The 15,068-nt window shown below is 36.6% G+C and carries 10 protein-coding genes and 3 pseudogenes; all 13 read left to right on the plus strand.

What is annotated here, in order from left to right:
• Positions 1-493 (plus strand): annotated as a pseudogene (locus tag SB773_RS17540) (hypothetical protein); the annotation flags it as partial.
• Between the two features lie 104 nt (positions 494-597).
• Positions 598-1,107: a hypothetical protein gene (locus SB773_RS17545; RefSeq protein WP_410591135.1), complete on the plus strand. Its 510-nt coding sequence runs from the start codon at positions 598-600 to the stop codon at positions 1,105-1,107.
• Positions 1,108-1,144: 37 nt separating this feature from the next.
• Positions 1,145-2,752: pseudogene (locus tag SB773_RS17550) on the plus strand (VirD4-like conjugal transfer protein, CD1115 family); the annotation flags it as partial.
• 600 nt (positions 2,753-3,352) lie between these two features.
• Complete coding sequence (locus tag SB773_RS17555) at positions 3,353-5,167, plus strand: reverse transcriptase/maturase family protein (protein WP_179955928.1); 1,815 nt, start codon at positions 3,353-3,355, stop codon at positions 5,165-5,167.
• Between the two features lie 104 nt (positions 5,168-5,271).
• Positions 5,272-6,243 (plus strand): annotated as a pseudogene (locus SB773_RS17560) (TraG/TraD/VirD4 family protein); the annotation flags it as partial.
• A 58-nt stretch (positions 6,244-6,301) separates the two neighbouring features.
• Complete coding sequence (locus SB773_RS17565; RefSeq protein WP_240381397.1) at positions 6,302-6,511, plus strand: hypothetical protein; 210 nt, start codon at positions 6,302-6,304, stop codon at positions 6,509-6,511.
• A gap of 23 nt (positions 6,512-6,534) precedes the next feature.
• A complete protein-coding gene (locus SB773_RS17570; protein ID WP_410591138.1) occupies positions 6,535-9,261 on the plus strand; it encodes a pLS20_p028 family conjugation system transmembrane protein in 2,727 nt (908 codons plus the stop codon).
• A 47-nt stretch (positions 9,262-9,308) separates the two neighbouring features.
• On the plus strand, positions 9,309-9,596 hold the full coding sequence (locus SB773_RS17575; protein ID WP_002130425.1) for a DUF5592 family protein: 288 nt from the start codon (positions 9,309-9,311) through the stop codon (positions 9,594-9,596).
• Positions 9,597-9,610: 14 nt separating this feature from the next.
• Entirely contained in the window at positions 9,611-10,420 is an 810-nt protein-coding gene (locus tag SB773_RS17580) for a hypothetical protein (protein WP_002169626.1), read from the plus strand.
• A 15-nt stretch (positions 10,421-10,435) separates the two neighbouring features.
• Entirely contained in the window at positions 10,436-12,373 is a 1,938-nt protein-coding gene (locus SB773_RS17585) for a VirB4 family type IV secretion system protein (RefSeq protein ID WP_410591141.1), read from the plus strand.
• 4 nt (positions 12,374-12,377) lie between these two features.
• Positions 12,378-13,505 carry a bifunctional lytic transglycosylase/C40 family peptidase gene (locus SB773_RS17590; RefSeq protein WP_016102515.1) on the plus strand — a complete coding sequence of 376 codons (1,128 nt, stop codon included), beginning with the start codon at positions 12,378-12,380 and terminating at the stop codon, positions 13,503-13,505.
• Positions 13,506-13,532: 27 nt separating this feature from the next.
• The gene (locus SB773_RS17595) at positions 13,533-14,111 is read left to right on the plus strand and encodes a MerR family transcriptional regulator (protein ID WP_410591143.1); all 579 of its coding nucleotides are present in this window, start codon (positions 13,533-13,535) and stop codon (positions 14,109-14,111) included.
• 21 nt (positions 14,112-14,132) lie between these two features.
• Positions 14,133-15,029 (plus strand): hypothetical protein, encoded by an 897-nt coding sequence (locus tag SB773_RS17600; protein ID WP_410591145.1) that lies wholly within the window; start codon positions 14,133-14,135, stop codon positions 15,027-15,029.
• The last annotated feature ends 39 nt before the right edge of the window (positions 15,030-15,068 follow it).

Here is a 15,068-nt window from a genome sequence, read left to right on the forward strand (position 1 = left end):
ACCAAAAGAACCAGAGAAACCAACAGAACCAGAGAAACCAACAGAACCAGAGAAACCAACAGAACCAGAGAAACCAAAAGAACCAGAGAAACCAAAAGAACCAGAGAAACCAAAAGAACCAGAGAAACCAACAGAACCAGAGAAACCAACAGAACCAGAGAAACCAACAGAACCAGAGAAACCAACAGAACCAGAAAAACCGACAGAACCAGAGAAACCAACAGAACCAGAGAAACCGACAGAACCAGAGAAACCAACAGAACCAGAGAAACCAACAGAACCGGAAAAACCAACAAATCCAGAGAAGCCAACAGAACCGGAAAAACCAACAAATCCAGAGAAGCCAACAGAACCGGAAAAGCCAACAAATCCAGAGAATCCGACAGAACCGGAAAAGCCAACAAATCCAGAGAAGCCGACAGAACCAGAGAAAACAACGAATCAAGAAAAGCCAGTTCTGAAACAAAATGAAAAGATGGTAGCGAGTAAATAAAGAAAAACCCAACTGATATTGTCAAAAAGGTACTCATAAAAAGAGTGCCTTTTTTATTTGAAAATACATGTAATCTAATTTTTTTAATGAAAGGGGTCATATAGATGTTTGTTAATAGTGCAAATTTAGTACAAATTTCAAGTCTAGATAAAAGTTTAATGGTGGTAGGTCGAGTGGGAACAGGGAAAACGAGGGAATTGAAGAAAATGGCTTTAAGTTTATCAAAAGTTTTAGTGTTAAATCCATTGAAGGAATACGGAGAATTTGAAAAGAAAACAGAAGGTCATGTGACTTTACAACACTTGGATTGTGAATCGAATGAGGGGTATGGGAATTTTAAAATTACAGAAGATGTGATAAATATAGCTAAACAATATGAATACGTAATTGTAGATGAAACCAATTATTTATGTCAGGAAGATTTTATATACTTTCTTCAACAAATGAAAGATTCCGATATAAAAGTAGTAGCAAGTTTTCAACAAATGCCATCAGATGCCCAAATTACTAAGAAATTTGGATATATCATATCTTTAGATGTAACGAATGATTTCGATAAGATAACAGAGTATGAAAACTATAATTATGATTCGGGATTTGGCTTAAAAAAGTAATACGTGTGGCTAGATTGAACAGAGGTGATGCTTTGATATGTATAGTGAAAAGATATCAATCAAATATAAATTAGCTGAAAAAGAAGTACTCATTCCATTGAGTGCTTTTTTGTTTGTTGGAATGTTTTTAATCGCTAATTTTTTACTCAACTTATCTTTAGAGCTGATAGAAACAACATTTAGTGATTTATTACACCCAAAACCATTTCATATGGAGATAGGATTTCTTTTTCAGATGCCAATTGCAGAGCATCCAATTTACTACATGCTTGTTTTCCTTGTAGTGATTGGAACTATTGCAAGAACGGTGTATAAGCTGAAATCTTCCTTTAAAAACTTAAATAATCATCAGAAAGGATCTAGTCGTTTTACAATAGTTGAAGAGCTGAAAAAGCAGTATCGAGCTGTACCAGATCGAGAGGAATCATTTAAAGGTGGCGGTGGTGTCGTTATCTCACGACTAGGTGATAAGGTATTTATTGATGATAGCCCGGTAAACAATTTAATTATTGGTACAACACGCTCTGGTAAAGGGGAAACTTATGTATTTCCTACAATTGATGTTTATTCCAGGGCGGAGCATCAACCTTCTTTAATTATTAATACACCAAAAGGGGAACTATTTACGGCATCGAAAGATACCTTGGAAGAACGAGGGTATCACATTGAAGTTTTGAACTTGTTAAACCCACCTGATTCTATGAGTTATAACTTATTGCAGCTTGTCAAAGATGCTTATAAAGATGGAGATTATTCAACAGCGCAAGCACTATGTAAAACACTTTCTCACACTTTGTATTACAACCCAACTGTCAAAGATCCTTTTTGGCAACAGTGCGCTATGAGCTTGTGTAACGCCATGATACTAGCTGTTACGGATAAATGTATTGCAGAAGGTACAGAAGAAAAAATTACAATGTATGCAGTTGCAAATATGTTATCAGAACTTGGTTCAAAAGAGGTAATCGTAGATCCGGATGCAGATCCACAAAATGCATTAGATTTATACTTTGAAGGCTTACCAGCGGATAGTGTTGCGAAAATGCAATATGCAACCTCAAACTTCTCGAAAGGAACGACACGAGGGGGGATTTTCACCCAAACAATGAACGGACTTTCTATTTTTACATTTGATGAAATCGCTAAAATGACAGCAAAAAATAGTGTGGATTTAAAACGTGTCGGTTTTGGAAAAACAATAAAAGGAAAAGTGACATCTAGAAAACGAGTAGAAATTGTATTTCCAGATGGCTCAAAGGAGTCTATCAAGGCAGATATTACAGGACGTTTTGCATTAGATTTTAAGAAAGTAATAAAAGTTGGAGATACCATTCAATGTAATGAAAAGGAAAATCCGCAAACGAAAACATCTATTTCTATTACAAAAATAGATGAAAAAACGGGTCATACAGAATTTAAGGTAGTAGAAGAAAATGAAGATATGAAAATAACAAAAGTGGATTATTTCGATAAACCAGTCGCTATTTTTATGATTACACCAGACTTTGATTCTTCGAATCATGTGATTGCTTCTATTTTTGTAAGGCAGCTTTATTTTATATTGGCAAAGGGTGCGTCCCTTGCTCGAGGGGGAGAATGCCACCGTGAAGTAGTATTTTTACTTGATGAATTTGGAGTGCGCCCATACGGGCATGTAGAGAATCTCCTTAGACAAGAGATGGGAGTCTGTGCTTAACCCATTTACCACCTTGCTTACCTAGAAGGGGAAACCCGGAGGGGACCAGAGCATGCAAGGAAAGCCCTAAGTTACCCAAATGACCTAGGTACGACTGAGGGGCAAGGTAAAAATGTTATGAATAAGGATGAAGGCTAAACTGCTTGAACCATAGTCCAAAGTGGAGTATCGTCGCCCGAAGTGAAGGGTCATTGAAACGCTTCGCAGTCTAAGAATGGAAATATTGCCGAAGTTTCCATTGAACATACGTGTTACGTATGGCAGACCAAAGACTGACTAACTTGAATAACAAGTAACGGACGAAAGTGGCATCCGACATCATAATTAGTCTAGTCTCTATATGTACTAAATGGGGATTGCCTAACTTGGAGTGCCTCGTAAGGAGGCTATTGAGGATGATACCAAGTGTAAAAAGCAAGGTATGTGGCTCATGAAAATCCAATATGGCAACGGAGTTCTCGTAGTAGTCAGAGCGAGGGAAAGCCTCGTACAAGGCGAAGGAGAACAGTCTTTTCGACTAATATTAAATTGGGAAGGGGCGTGAGGCTCTTGCGAAGCCCAAAAATCGTATTAGAAAATCTAGCATCTCACAGTAAGAAAGCAGGATACAAATACAAGAAATTATATCGAAATCTGTACAATCCATTATTTTTCCTTGAAGCTTATCAAAACATATACGCTAGCGAAGGAAATATGACTGCTGGAACAGATGGAAAGACCATTGACGGAATGTCTAAGAGAAGAATCTCAGGATTAATTGATAAATTGCGAGATTATTCTTATCAGCCAAAACCAGTAAGAAGAGTTTATATTCCAAAGAAAAATGGAAAAAAGCGTCCGTTAGGCATACCTTCCGTAGAAGATAAGTTAGTCCAAGAAGTCATAAAAACCCTACTAGAATCTATCTATGAACCAACATTTAGTAAGTTTTCTCATGGGTTCCGCCCTGAAAAGAGCTGCCATACAGCTCTAATACAGGTTAAAGGCACGTTTACTGGGAGTAGATGGTTCATCGAAGGTGATATTGAAGGCTTTTTTGACAATATTAATCATCATATCCTTATCTATACTCTAAGGAAAAGGATAGATGATGAACAATTTATTGCGCTGATATGGAAGTTTCTTAGAGCCGGTTACTTAGAAGACTGGAAGTTCCATAAGACGTTTAGTGGTACACCACAAGGTGGTATCCTTAGCCCCTTATTAGCAAATATTTATTTAAATGAATTAGATAATTTTATGAATCGTTATAAGTCAACTTTTGATGTAGGAAAGACTAAAAGGACAAATCCAGTTTATTCTAAAATACAACATCAAATAAGTAGGGCTAAGAAAAAACTAAGGGAAGCTAAAGAAAAAGATGAAGTACGGGAAAAAGAGTTGACCAATAAGATACGTGAGTTATTAGCTGAAAGAGAACGCACTCCTCAACGGTATCCAATGGATGAGAATTATAAACGAATTCAATATGTGAGATACGCCGATGACTTTCTAATTGGAGTTATTGGGAGTAAGGAAGATGCGAATAGAACAAAGAAAGACATCGCTAATTTCTTGAAATCTGAACTTAAGCTAACGTTATCTGAGGAGAAAACACTTATAACAAACACAAGAAATAAGGCTCGATTTTTAGGTTACGACGTTAAAGTTGGACGAGATTTCCACTCCAAACGGCGAAGCGATGGAATAAAAACAAGAGCATTCTCGTTAAAGTGTGAACTATATATGCCTGCTGATCTTGTCTATAGTCGCCTATTTAAAAAAGGGGCAATAAAAGTCAACCAAAAGACAGGTCAATGGAAACCAATTCACCGTCCAGAGTTAATTAAATTAGTGCCTCTTGAGATTTTAAGGAACTATAACGCTCAAATACGTGGAACCTATCAATATTATCAACTGGCGGTGAATGTGTGCCATTTAAACAGTTATAAGTATCTCCTGGAATACTCTATGTATAAAACCTTAGCAAATAAGTACCGTACTACCTTAGGCAAAGCTAAACAAAAATTTATGGTGAATGGAATATTCCAAGTCAGTTATAAGACAAAGTCCGGCAAGAAAACGGAAGTGCTTTATGATAAGGGATTTCGTAGGAATAAAGCTCCTATAACTAAAAAGGATATAGAAAAACTTCCTTCGGAAGTATCCTACCAATCCCGAACATCGCTTATTCAAAGGTTGATGGCTAATCAATGTGAATGGTGTAAGGCTGAAGAAGGCTCAATGGAAGTTCATCATGTTCGAAAGTTAAAGAACCTTAAAGGGAAAAAGAAATGGGAAAGACAGATGATAGCAAGGAACCGTAAAACAATGATACTTTGTCGAAAGTGTCATCGTGACCTGCATAACGGGAAGCTAGACTGAAGAGACGGAGAGCCGTATACCTTGAGAGGGGTACGTACGGTTCGGGGGGGAGTTCTCGGAAACCTAAGACCGAGAGGTCTTAAGGCGCCGGGTTCTTACCCTACAACATGCCGAGTATTGAAGGAATGGCGAATATTATTACGGTTTGTCTCGGTAGAAATATTCGCTTTAACCTTGTTGTTCAAGCATACGCACAAATAAAAAATAAGTATGGAGATGATGCAGATACCATTGATGGAAACTGTGGGAATACGATCTACATTCTAACAAACGATCAAGAAACAGCAGAAAAAGTGTCCAAAAAGCTGGGGAATCAGACAATTAATCTACCTTCTCGAAGTGGAAAAGGTCTTTCTACAGATAAAAATAAAACGGAAGGTTTAGATCAACGACCGTTATTAACAGCAAATGAGCTTATGAGTTTTAAAGAAGGAGAAAGTGCTGTTATTCGTGTCATAAAACGTCAAGATAATAATCGAAAGCGTATCAGACCACGTCCAATTTATAATACGGGAGAAACAGCTTTAAAATATAGATGGGAGTACTTAGGGAAAGAGTTCGATACAGATAAATCTATTTTAGATATAGATATCGACTCCTTACATGATGATGTAGAACCGAAAAAACTGATTGTAGATTTTCTAGGAGAAAGAAAGGAAGAACAAATTAAGAAAGAACCATCAGAGCCAGAACAGGAAGATTTGTCACCAGTAGAGACAACGCAGCCAGTAGAAGAGCCAACAATGATGGGAATTGATGAAGATATACCGGAAGAGGCGTTTCAGCAGGAAGATAGCCCGTTTGATTCCCTCACCATTGAAAATTGGAAAGAAAAAACGGTTAATGAATTTTTTGAATCTGATTTAGCGGTTTTAAAACTGGTTGATAAGTTCTTTTTAGCTCAGTTAGGCAAATCAATAGATGAAGTTGAAAATCAAGAAATGGGCGAGTTTTACAGTGAATTTCAAATGTTAGCTCACAATGACCACATTGACAAAAGTGTTTATCAAGCAGTCGAAAATAAGATTAATCGAATCTTGCGTGATTTAGAAGAAAAAGAACAAGTGACGAGTTAGAAAAGCACTCAAATGATTGAGTGCTTTTTTGAATCCAAATATAAAGGAGGAAGAGGGAATGTGTGTACCGACAATCACGGATAAAATGCAATTGATTTTAGATAGTTACTTGCCATTTGTAACAGAAGAAAATGAGGTCATTCTTGGTCTAGACGATGCGGTTCTTTTCCTTTCAGTAGATCGGGAACAAAAAGGGAAATTGATTATTCGCATTGACAGACTGAATGAGAGAGTGAATTGGACAGCAAAAGAAGTATTAGGGCAATAGCAAGCATGAGAGGAGGATAAATGGTGAAAGATGAAGAAATTTTAAAAACTATAGAAGCGTTCTCGGATTATCTTCAAGTAGGAGACATCGTGAATTATGTATTGCGTTTGTTAGGATGGTTCCTAATTGTAGGCTTATCGTTAGTTGTAGATGCTTTAGAAGGTGTGACAGATGCCATTCTGGGGATTAAAGGATTCTTTAATTCACCGGAAATACAAAATTTTGTCGATATGTTATATCCATTGTTTGTCGTTCTTTTAGCCATATCATTTTTATATATTGGCTACATGTTCATTATGAACAAACAAATGAACCGTTCTCAAATTATCATCAATATTTTTGTAACACTGAGTGTACTTTGTCTATTAAGTACTGGTATGACAAAGGTTGATAAGTTCACCGATGATGCCATAGCAGTTGTAAAATCTGAACAAAAGGGTTCTTTAAGTGATGAAATTATTAAGAAGAACATAACGGATATTGCAGTAATAGATCAAAATGGATGGAAAAAGAAAGAAGATTTGAATCCGAAAAATAATATTCCTGAAAAAAATATTAGACAAATAGATATTACAGAAAAAATTGATTCCGATTTCAAATTTACGAAAGACAAAGATTTATCAGATGGTGGTCAAAAAATCCTACAAAATAAAAGGGTGATGGATGCATTAGGAGTTGCATCTTTAGCAGAATTGAAAGGTGGTTGGTTTGATTTCTTTCCAGAAAAGTATTATCGCTGGCATTGGAATTTTTGGTATATATTCTTTACTTTACTAATAACTGGCGCAACGTTGTTATTGGTAAGTGTTAAATTAGCTAGATTATTTTATGAATTGGCATTTAACTATTTGTTAGCCAACATCTTAGCACCAGCCGATGTTGCAAATGGTCAAAAATTAAAAGCGGTGTTATCGAATATCCTCAATATATTTATAGCAACAATTATGATATTCCTGTCTTTGAAGCTATATATAATGGGAACGGCGTTTCTCCATGACAAATTAAATGGTGTACCGTATCTGATTGCATTAGCGGCATTTAGTATGGCAGTTCTAGATGGCCCGGCAGTCGTAGAAAGATTATTTGGAATAGATATTGGATTAAAGAGCAGTTGGGGCATGTTAGCAGGTGGTTTCGCACTTGGTAAAGGGATTGGCGCTCTTGCAAATTCAAAACCAATGAAGGGTCTAGGAAATATGATTGGAAAAGGGGCGAAAGGTGCAGCAGAAGGAACTGGTGTTGCAGCAGCAAAAACAGCAAGTGCGGCAGCGATGGCAACAGGTGGCATGGCTGGTCTTATAAGTGGCTTGAAAAATGGAAATGAATCTGAAAATAAAGAGTCCTTGCAAGATCAAATGAAAAAAGCAGATCAGAAGAAAGTAAATGGAAATGATTTGGCAAAAAATGAAAAAGAAAAAGGTAACTTAAATAAGGAAGAAGATAAAAAGAATGGTGGTACGCCATCTATTCAAGAAGATATGAAAAAAGGAGAGAACGAAAACCCTGGGGTAGCAAATGGGCAAGAATCGGGAACAACAAGTCTTCAAGATGAAATGAAAGAAGCCGGAAAATCAAATGGAGCGAGTGAAGGAAGTCCAACGGCAGGAGGCGTAAGACAAGGAGCAAGTGAAGGAGGTCAAACACCAGAAGACGTAAGACAAGGAGCAAGTGAAGGAGGTCAAACACCAGGAGGCGTAAGACAAGGAGCAAGTGAAGGAGGTCAAACACCAGGAGGCGTAAGACAAGGAGCAAGTGAAGGAAGTCCAACGGCAGGAGGCGTAAGACAAGGAGCAAGTGAAGGAGGTCAAACACCAGGAGGCGTAAGACAAGGAGCAAGTGAAGGAAGTCAAACACCAGGAGGCGTAAGACAAGGAGCAAGTGAAGGAAGTCAAACACCAGGAACAGTAAGACAAGGAACAAGTGAAGGAGGTCAAACACCAGGAGGCGTAAGACAAGGAGCAAGTGAAGGAAGTCAAACACCAGGAACAGTAAGGCAAGGAAAAAGTGAAGGGAATCCAACACCAGGAGCAGTAAGACAAGGAACAAGTGAAGGAGGTCAAACACCAGGAACAGTAAGACAAGGGGCAAGTGAAGGAAGTCAAACGCCAGGAACAGTAAGACAAGGAGCAAGTGATGGAAGTCCAACGGCAGGAGGCGTAAGACAAGGAGCAAGTGAAGGAAGTCCGGCATCAGTAGAAACATCAAGACCAGCACCAAGCGGAAGTAGCCCGGCACCAGTGGAAACATCAAGACCAGTACCAAGTGGAAGTAGCCCGGCACCAGTAGAAGCATCAAGACTAGTACCAAGTGGAGGAAGCCCGGCACCAATGGAAACACCAAGATCAGTGCCAAGTGGAAGTAGCCCGGCACCAGTGGAAACATCAAGACCAGTACCAAGTGGAAGTAGCCCGGCACCAGTAGAAGCATCAAGACCAGTACCAAGTGGAGGAAGCCCGGCATCAGCCGACATCGTAACGGTGACACATAGTAGCCCAATTATTCCTTATGAAAGTGATAAAGAAGTGGTAGCAAGTAGAAGTCAGGAAACACGGACATTAGGACAATATACAACCGATAAAGTTAAAAATACAACATCATCCGTGAAACAAAAGGTAAGAGGAGTACAAGAGCGCATTCATAATTCTGAAACGGTACAGAATACAAAGCGTTTTTATCAGATGGGGCAAAACACGGGTAAAAGTTGGAGAGATATTGTAAACAAAAATAAAAATAATACAGATAAAAAATAAGCGTAATCGTACGCTTATTTTTTATTGTCGAAAAGGAGGGAATCCCGATGAGAAGCTATCGGATTCCGAAGGAAATCAGTACAGAATTACGGATTAATAAAGTGCTTTATTTAATAGATTTCTTTTTATTAATTGGCTTATTAGTTGTAACGATGATTCTTAGGAATTTTGTACATGATTCCTTTCAATTACCATTTGTTATTTTCATGGCAGCTATTGCAATTATTATGATTTGGCGACCAAGTACGAATCCTCAAAAACGAATGTATGAAGTGTTGATTATTACACTGTTAAGAAGGAAAGGTGCATATTGCGCCATTGATAACGATCAATAAGGGAGGGATCACATATGGCGTTATTCAGCGAAAAAGATGTGGAGAAAGAAGAGCCAAAACAACTAGAAGTGCCGAAGAAAACAGCATTTCGATTTAATGAAAAAAATGTAAAAGAATCACTTTCTGAACCAAAAGATATTGTGAAGGTGGTACCCAACAAAAAGAAAGAAGAAAAACCAAAGGTAGAACCAAAAGTAAAAAAACAGAAGAAAGAAAAGCCAAAGAAAGATGTTTCGAAAAAGAAAAATACAAAACTGTTAGGTTTTTTATCTAGAAAAAAGAAAGAAGCGCCACCAAAGGTAAAGAAAAGTATTGCAGAAATTATGCAAATCGTAGATATGACAGAGGATGGCATATTTGAGCTGAAAAATGAGGAGTTTTTAGAAATTCTTCAAGTGGAAGGTGACGATATGTTCTCAAAGAATAGCGACGAACAAGCATTTGTCATTTTCTCACATGCTTATTTTTATCAAGCCTACAAACAGTCCATTAAACTTGTTTTTTTAAACTTCCCATGTCAAACAACCGAACAACAACGTTATATAGAGAAGAAAATTAAAGAATGTACCAGTCCTTTGTATGAACGAATTTTAAATCAAAAGTTAAAAGAACTTCAGTTTTTAGAATGGGGCAGAACAAATCGGGAAGCCTTCTTATTTATTTACGGAGAAACGGAATTAATCGTAAAAGAACGTGTGGATGCAGCAAAGCGATATATCAAACGCTCTACTGAACTATTAGAGGTGGATGAAGAGAAAAAGTTAGAGCTTATGTTTAAATTGTTTAATCAAAATGCAAAATTAGGAACGAAAAATATATGGTAGTAAGGGGGAAACAATATGTTTGCGTTCAAACGTAAAAAATCTAAAAAAGAAAAACAGGAAGAACTAAAAAAGAAGAAAGGTTACAACCCCTATTTAGTGGCTAGAGTTCAGCCACAAGGGGGAATCAGCTTTAAAGAAAGTTATGTGCAAACAGGTGATGGATTAGGTACTTGTATTCATGTTTTTGACTATCCAACAGAAGTAAATGATTTTTGGTTAGAACAAATTATGAATATGCCAAATGTGATCACAACATTAGATGTAATGAGTGATGATCGAAAAGAAGTTGTTGAATCTATTAATAAATCCATGAGTGAACAAAGTGTTCGGCATGATACAGCAAAGGATAATATAGATCGGATCGATGCAAAAAATGAATTTTTAGAGCTGGAAGCTCTCTATACGGATTTGAAACAAGGTGAGGTCATGAAACGTATTCATATCCGTATCTATGTTTCCGCTAGAACTTTAGATGAGTTAGAAAAACAAGTAAAAGAAATCATGGAAACATTAGAGTCTTATAATTTTCGAGGAGCTGTCTTTTTAAATGAACAAGAGTATGAATGGGATGCACTCGTAACGAGCTTTGATACACAAAAAAATTATGTGAACCGAAGAAAAGGAAAAGAAATTCCGGCAGTCAGTTTGGCTGGTGGATGTCCATTTCACTATTCTTATTTGAACGATCCATACGGTACGTATTATGGGACAACGAAAACAAAAGGAAATGTTATTTTTGATATTTTTCATAAAGACAAACAAAGAAAGAGTTATAACGGTGTAATGGTTGGAAAGCCTGGTGCTGGAAAATCAACCTTACTAAAAAAGAAAGCCGTGGATTATGCAAGTAAGGGACATTTTATCCGTATTTTTGATATTGTAGGTGAATTTGAGGAAACAGTACGTGACTTGAATGGAAAAACAATTGCATTAGATGGATCGCAAGGTCAAATTAACCCACTTCAAGTGTATAAGACAGCAGAAAGTGAGGAAGTTAGTTTCATTCAGCATTTATCTAAAGTGACAACTTTTTATCGCTTTATTGCACCAGAAGCAAAAGATGATGAAATTAAAGAGTATGAAAATTTGCTTCGAAAATTATATATTCGTATGGGATTATGGAATGATAAAAAGGGAGCAACAAATGAAATTACAACAAGAAAACCGAAAGAATACCCTATCTTCTCTGATTTTTTAAATTTTGTTCGTAACGAGTTATATCAAGATGTAGAAAGTAAAAAACACCATGAAAATTTAGGAGACAGTAGAATCCATCGTTTAGAATTAATTGAATTAAATCTTATGAACCTAGTAGAAGTGTATGCACAATTATTCGATGGACATTCTACAATTGAAGATTTCAAGAAAGAACAAGTTGTATCTTTTTCCTTACGGAATATATCCAGTTCTAAACCAGAAGTATTTCAAGCGCAAATCTTTAATGTGTTAAATCTCCTTTGGGATGAAATGATTTCAAATGGTGCGCCTCAATTAAGAGCCTTTAACAAAAAGCAAATTGCTTTTGAAGATGTCATTCGATATTTCATTATTATTGACGAAGCACATCATATTATCAACACGCGAAAAGAGAGTGCTCACGCTTTACAATTTTTAATTAAATTTAGCCGAGAAGACCGAAAATATTTTGCTGGTCTTTTATATGGAAGTCATACAATTCGAGATTTTGTACCGGAAGGATCTTCACAAGAAATGATTGATGAAATTAAAAAGCTATTTGAACTTACACAGTACAAATTTATCATGCAACAAGATAATAACAGTTTAGACATGTTACGAAAAGTATTTGCAGGACAGTTAAGTGAAAGTGAGATTGCAGCGATTCCACATTTACCAACAGGGGATGTCATTTTAAGTATTGGGGCTGTAAAAAACATTCACTTCCATGTAGAAGTAACAGATGAAGAATTGATGTTATTCGGGGGAGGTGCTTAATACTATGCATCTAGTTTTAAGGGTTATACCAAAGAAATGGCTCATCACTTTAGCGCTAATTGTGATGGGTCTTTTTTCTTTTCTTTTACTTGGAGTTATGAGTATTTTTATTGCGGCAATGGGTGGAGAAAGTGGAACAGACGCAGGTGATATTACGTATACAGGTGAAGGGCAAGTCATGAACGTTTCGCCGGAAGTTTTGAAATGGGAACCTACGATTCGGAAGCATGCGAAAGACTTTGGTGTGGAACCGTTTGTCGCTTTAATGCTTGCTCAAATGATGCAAGAAAGCGGAGGGCGTGGCAGCGATCCGATGCAATCATCAGAGGGTGCTTTTAATACGAAATATTGTAAATCACCAAACTGTATTACAGATCCAGATTACAGTATTTGGGCTGGTGTACAGGAGTTTAAACATGCGATAGAAAGAGCCGGAGTAACGAGTCCAGGGGACATGGATCATATCAAAACAGCACTTCAAGCTTACAATTTTGGAACAGGATTTTTTGATTTTGTTGGTGCAAATGGTGGCAAGTATACGAAAGAATTAGCAATCAAATTTTCACAACAACAGTATCAAAAAGTGAAGCATACAGGAATGTACCATTGTTTAAGACCAGAAGCCGTTCCATTTGATGCGTGCTACGGCGATATTTTGTACGTTGACGCAGTTTTAAAATATTATCAGCCGGGTTCTGTCGTTTCTGGTGGCGGAGGAAATCCAGGAAGTGGGGGAAGTAGTGGTTCAAAAGTTGCCGATGTAGGTCGTCAATGGATAGGTCGTTCTACGTATGTATTTGGTGGTGGACGTAATACAAATGATATTGCAAGAGGGATTTTTGATTGTTCAAGTTTTGTGCGCTGGGCATTCGAACAAGTAGGGATGAATACCAGTCCAATGGGAGCTGTAAGTACGGAAACATTAAATAAAATCGGTACAAAAGTATCAGCAAATGATATGAAACCGGGGGACGTTATATTCTTTGATACCTACAAGCATGATGGGCACGTTGGAATTGTAATTGATAAAAATACTTTCATTGGATGCCAAACAAATAAAGGGGTTGCCATTGAAGATTTAAATAATCCGTATTGGCAAAAAGTCTTTTCTGGTCATGTAAGAAGGTTCTAAAAACCGAAAGAATAGGAGACTAAAAGAATGAAAGATAAACGAAAATCTTTGTTTATTGTGTTTGTCATTTTAGTTGTAGGTGTGACAGCTTTTAATATCTATTTGAGCAAAAAGTCAATGAGTGATGGCAAAGAAAAACAGTTAAAACTTTCAAATGAATTACTAACAAAACAAAATGAAGACTTGAAAAAACGACTGGATAAGGTGCTTCCTTCCGCACAAGAACAACAAAGAAGGGCGTACTTATCGACAGCCGAAACGTTTATAAAATTATCATTTCATCGAGAAAAAGAAGGCTACAGTGAGCGAAAAGAAAAAGCAAAATCCATTATGGGTGAAGAACTATTACAACAATTTTATCCAACTGATAAATACGAATTAGGAGATACGTATAAAACGAAACCAATAGAAATGAAGTTTTATTTACAAGAAAATGAACCAGATAAAGAGGAAGTAAATGTGTTAGCTGAATTTATAAATGTCACGACAGATTCAACGCAAAACCGAGAAGAAAAAGTAAACAATGTGTTACGAATCATCATGAAAAAAGAAAAGGAAATATGGCGAGTTACAAGTGTGGAAGAGTTAAATATGAAAGTTTTATAACGAAAAAGGTGGGGTGAGAATGTGATAGGTACAATTGGTAAGAAGAGTGAAAGAATCAATCTAAGAAAAAATAAGTCGTGGATCTACTTAACGATTATCAGCTTTCTATTTTTCGGTTTTTTCGCTTTCTTGACATCTAAAATTTACATGCCAAACGATGAAAAACTATTCCATACAGAGACAAATAAAGTAATTAAGTTGTCGGGTATGGGGAAATTGATTGTAGAACAAAGGGAATACAATCCACACAAAAACTTTATACAAATTCGCTTTCGAATAGAAGGGTATGAGGAAACAGGATTTACGTTTAAAGCACAAGAAAAAGCAAAGTCTGGTGTTCAATTACCTGTCAAAGTGTTGTATGAAGAGAACGGAAATTATGTGGTGGAAGTAAAAGAGTTATCTCCGAATTGGGGAGCGTTAGCTTTCGATATTTACAATGAAAACGGTGAAAAAGAACAAATGGATATTCGTAAATTCACGCAAGATGTTAACGAATATGAAGAAGAAAATGCATCAACAAAAAGTCCAAATAAATTAGTTCAGACGATTTTTACCGAACAAAGAAAAACAAAAGCAAATGATGAATTGTTAGCTGAAGATAAAAAAACATATGAGCTAGATTTTATAGAAAAAGACAAAAAAGATATAGAAACAAAGATCAAAAATTATGGGAAAGCAATCAAACTGGAAGAAGAAAATGCGAAGACAGTTTATGAGAAAGTAAAAGAACTAAAAGATGAAATGAAGTACCAAACTGAAGCGGAAAAAACGGAAACACAATCAAAAATAGCATCTTTAGAATCTAAAATAAAATCATCAGAAAAGAACGTTGAATTGTTTAAAGGAGAACAGAAAATTGCACGAGATAAGATCAAAAAGCTAGAAGAAAAAGCACAGGAAGTTAATAAAAAGTGAAAAAAGATATAGGGACGTGATGGAGACATTGAGGCGAAA

This window comes from Bacillus sp. SIMBA_074 (assembly GCF_046534555.1).
In the GTDB taxonomy this organism is placed as follows: domain Bacteria; phylum Bacillota; class Bacilli; order Bacillales; family Bacillaceae_G; genus Bacillus_A; species Bacillus_A mycoides.